The sequence below is a fragment of the Salinigranum sp. genome, assembly GCF_041641895.1.
Classification (GTDB): Archaea; Halobacteriota; Halobacteria; order Halobacteriales; family Haloferacaceae; genus Salinigranum.
Genome location: NZ_JBEPXO010000146.1, coordinates 1 through 3,830 on the forward strand (window position 1 = coordinate 1; position 3,830 = coordinate 3,830).

3 protein-coding genes and 1 pseudogene are annotated in these 3,830 nt (G+C 68.0%); 2 read left to right on the forward strand and 2 right to left on the reverse strand.

Going from position 1 to position 3,830, the window contains the following annotated elements; all coding sequences use genetic code 11:
- Positions 1–250, reverse strand: a pseudogene (locus ACESK5_RS18930) (hypothetical protein); the annotation flags it as partial.
- A gap of 108 nt (positions 251–358) precedes the next feature.
- Here ACESK5_RS18930 and ACESK5_RS18935 point away from each other — a divergent pair.
- A complete protein-coding gene (locus ACESK5_RS18935) occupies positions 359–760 on the forward strand; it encodes a hypothetical protein (RefSeq protein ID WP_372913140.1) in 402 nt (133 codons plus the stop codon).
- A 32-nt stretch (positions 761–792) separates the two neighbouring features.
- Here ACESK5_RS18935 and ACESK5_RS18940 read toward each other — a convergent pair whose 3' ends face one another.
- On the reverse strand, positions 793–3,006 hold the full coding sequence (locus ACESK5_RS18940) for a type II/IV secretion system ATPase subunit (protein ID WP_372913141.1): 2,214 nt from the start codon (positions 3,004–3,006) through the stop codon (positions 793–795).
- A 172-nt stretch (positions 3,007–3,178) separates the two neighbouring features.
- On the opposite strand from ACESK5_RS18940, the gene ACESK5_RS18945 reads away from it, so the two are divergent.
- On the forward strand, positions 3,179–3,796 hold the full coding sequence (locus ACESK5_RS18945; RefSeq protein WP_372913142.1) for a hypothetical protein: 618 nt from the start codon (positions 3,179–3,181) through the stop codon (positions 3,794–3,796).
- The last annotated feature ends 34 nt before the right edge of the window (positions 3,797–3,830 follow it).

Consider the following 3,830-nt stretch of genomic DNA (forward strand, 5'->3'; position numbering starts at 1 on the left):
AGACGGCGAACGCGAACGTGCCGGCGTCCTCGAACACCGACTCGACGACGGACTGCTCGTCGGGCGCGAGCGTGCGTTCTGTGTCGAGAATCTCTGTTTCGTCCCGTGAGACCGTGACGGCGAGGGCGTGTGTCTCCTCGGTGAAGTTTCGGAGTCGGAGGTCCGGCCGGTCGCCGAGACAGCCGGCGAGCGAGAGACTACCGCAGAGAGCGGCGAGTCCTGCGAGGACCGTCCGACGACGTGGGGACACGTCTCAACTGTCTCGGACCCGCGGGAAGTGTCTTGTCGCCGCCCCGCCCGTGAGAACGCCGGCCTCGGGGCGACGGCCCGGGGCGGCTGGAGGACTGCGAATCTTGAAATGGAGCGCGGCCGAGGGGCGAACGAGAGGGACCGAACCGTGCTCGTCCTCCTGACGACGACCGCACTCTGTGTCGCAGTCGGGGTCGCTGGCGTCGCTCACTACCACCGCACCACGAGTGCCGAGTGGCCCTCGGTCGGTCACTGTCTCGTGTTCGCGGCGTACGCCTCTGTGCCGTGGCTTCCCCTCCAGTTGTTCAGCGTGTATACGCTCGTTCTTCCGCTCGTCGTCCCGCTGTTCCTGGCGTACGGTATCCTCACGACGACCCCCTCCGGTCCCGACGGCGCGTATCCGGGGCGGATTGTCGTCCTGTGGCCCGCGTCGCTGGTGGCGATTGCAGTGCTGGCCGGCGTCGACGTGGTGTTGTCCGTGGTCTGGGGCGGGTGGCCCGTCGTCGGCTGAGCGTCCAGAGTGGGGAGTCCGGGCGGAGGGACTCACCGAACCCGCTCGACGGTCGCCGCCTCGTCGGTCTGGAGGTCCGCGAGGAACGCGAACAACTCCTCGAAGTCGGTCGTTCCCTCCCGGCAGAGATACTCCACGTAGCGGTGTTTGCGGCGGAACTCTGCTTCCACCTCGTCGAGACTCCGGTCGGTCATCGCCGCGAGTCGGTGGAAGACACGACAGCCCACCTCGTGTGACTCGTCGCCCAGTTCGGGATGCGAGTACGCGAAGTCGAACGTCCCGTCGTTCCGGCGCGTCTCGACGGTGTGCCAGTAGATGCGTTCCCCGTCTTTCTCGATGACACCCGCTTCAGGGTCGTCCGGGCCAGCGTCCAGTGCCTCGAACTCCGAGGCAGACAGGAGTTCGACGACCTCCCCGACGTAACGGTCCCCACCCGACTTGCGCGGGAACGCCACGAGGTCTATCTCTCTGAGGAGGTACGGCGGCAGGCCCTGTTCGATGACGCGGTTGACGAGCGTCTCGGTGTCCTCTGCGTGAGTCGTTCCCACGACCCCATGGCCCGTATTCAGGGTCTCGGCGAACGTCTCGAAGCTGGCGGGCGTGTTTATCTCCGCGATGACCTCAAGATCGGGGTTCAGGTAGTTCGTCTCCGTCATCAGGTCCGCCATCGTGACGCGCTTGTACTCGGACTCGTGGTCCCGGGTCGTCAGCGAGACGCCCGTCTCGTGGGGGACGCGCACCTCCCGGGAGCCCTCGTCGATGCTGATGGGGCGGTCGTCGTACGGGACGAAGGGCATGTGGGCGTTCATCAGGGTCGTCTTGCCGACGCCGGTCGGTCCCGAGAAGAGGACGACGCCGTGGTGTTCGTACAGAAGCCACAGCAGGGTGACGAGTTCGGTCGAAATCGAGTCACGCTCGACGAGGTCCATCGGCGTCATCGCGTCGGGCGACTGCTTCCGAATCGAGACGTGCGGGCCGTCCTCGGAGATGACCGGTAGCGCGACCGCACACCGGATGCGTTCGTCGATACCCTCGGGGTCGAGGTTGACCTTCGCGCTCGGCGTGGAGGCGTTCAGTTCCGTGCCGTCGCGGGCCGCCAACTGGGTGACGACGTTGACGAACTCCGTCTCGGAGTCGAAGGTGAGGTTCGTCGGGACACGGGCGTCACCGTCGCCGACGAGGTCGGTGCGAGGGACGACCTTCACGCGTTCGCCGACGCGGTTCGCCTCCACGTCTTCGAGGTGTGGGTCGCGTATCGGCACCGTGAGCACCCCGTCGCCGACGAAGTCTCTGAGGACGTAGTACACCAGGTCGGCCAGACGGTCGGCGGCGTACCGGTCGTCGACCGGTGGCACGGCGAGGTCGTACTCCGCGAGCGCCCGGCGAAGACGGTAGCCCGCCGCGTCGAGCCACGCGCGAGTGTTTCGGGCGGTGAGTTGGCGGGAGAGGAACCGCCGTGCACGCTCCTCGACGAAGGAACGGCGGTCCTCCACGACCCCGGCGACGTTCGTCTCCCAGATGCGCTCTTTCGCCTCGGCCAGCAGTTCCTCGTCGCCCTTCCGATCTAGCAGGTCCGGTTCGAGGACGGCGTACTTCGTGGCGAACTGGTCGGTGCCCAGCAGGTGCTCCCGGTAGACGACCACCTCGACGCCGTAGTCCGCGAAGGGGACCGTGTAACTCGTCAGTCGCTCGCCGGTCACCCGGGAGACGCCGTCGGCGTCGGCGGCGAAGTCGGTCCGGGCGGGGGCGAACCGCTCGGTGTGGACCACCAGTCGGTCGCTGTCGCTGTCCGCGACCTCGATCTGTTCGTCGAGCGCGAGCGGTGTCACGGGTCCGAGACACCGCAGGTCCCGCAGCGCGTAGTACTCGATACGCCGGCGAGCGGCGGGCGAAGCGTCCAGCAGACGGTCCAGCACCCGGCGGTACTTCGGTGGGAAGCCGCTCTCGGCGCGTTCACGAGTCCCCTCCCGGGTCAGCGGGCGACGACCCTGTGCGTTCTCGAAGTGCTCGCGCACCGCCGCGAGTGCGGACTCGTCGGTCGCGTCGAGACGTGGCTCCCGGAGGTCGTAGCCGAAGCCGTCGTCGGTCTCTCGGATGGTCGTGACGACGCCCGGGTGAATCTCACGTTGTGCACGCACGTCGTCTGCGTACCACGCGTCCGGGTCTTCGGGCGGGAGCGGCGGCGGGACGAGGCCGTCGTTGTCGTCGTCCACGTCGTCGGTCAGTTCGAGCGTCGGTCCCGTCACGGTCGCGTCCCTCCGACTCGGGCGTCGCGTCGCATCGGTCGTGGTTCCGACCGTCCTGCTACTTAAATTTCGGTGACCTCCGGGAGACCAGTGGTCGTCGGGATTCGCTGACTCCCGATTCCGCCCGACCCGAGCCCCAAGACGTTTGCCGCGTCGGCCAGTCGACCGGAGTATGCAGTCGTGGTCCCGCCGACACGCCCTCCAGGCACTGGCTACTGGCGCGCTCGCCGCTCTCGCCGGTTGTTCCGGGTCGGGGTCGAGCAGCAGCACACGAACCGCCGGTCGTCGCGGCACGCCCGTCGAGGGGTACGACGAGCGACGCGTGCGACGCGACGCCGACCGACCGCTGGTCGCGATACAGCGAGAGAACGAAGACGACCCACGACCCGACGGTCGGGTACACGAGTATCTCACCTCCGCCGAAGACACCGACGCCGTCACCTTCGACCTGCCAGACGGCGCGGGCAACTTCCGGACGTTCGTGACCGAGACGGACTTCGAGTCGGCGTCGGTGATGCTGGTCGACAGACAGGTCGCGGCTTGCAGCGACCTCGAGGTGGTCGGCGTCTACCGCGACGGCGACGGCGGACTCGACGTCCAGTTCTGCTCGGCCGAGAAGCCGGCGGACGCCGCGTGTGCGTCCGGCGACCGGGACCGGGTCGCCGTCGCCATCCGACTCCCGTTCACCGGTGAGGGACTGACCGGCTTCGGGTACGGCTGGTCGAGTTCCTGCCGGACGCGCCCGCGGCCGTTCGACCCGCCGGAGGACGACGAGGGAGGTGCTGAGTGATGAGAGACCGACAGCGCGACGACGATACCGAGAG

Excerpts from the sequence above, each read along its gene's own strand:
- ACESK5_RS18935 (WP_372913140.1), top strand. The coding sequence starts at position 359 with ATGGAGCGCGGCCGAGGGGCGAACGAGAGGGACCGAACCGTGCTCGTC.
- ACESK5_RS18945 (WP_372913142.1), top strand. The coding sequence starts at position 3,179 with ATGCAGTCGTGGTCCCGCCGACACGCCCTCCAGGCACTGGCTACTGGC.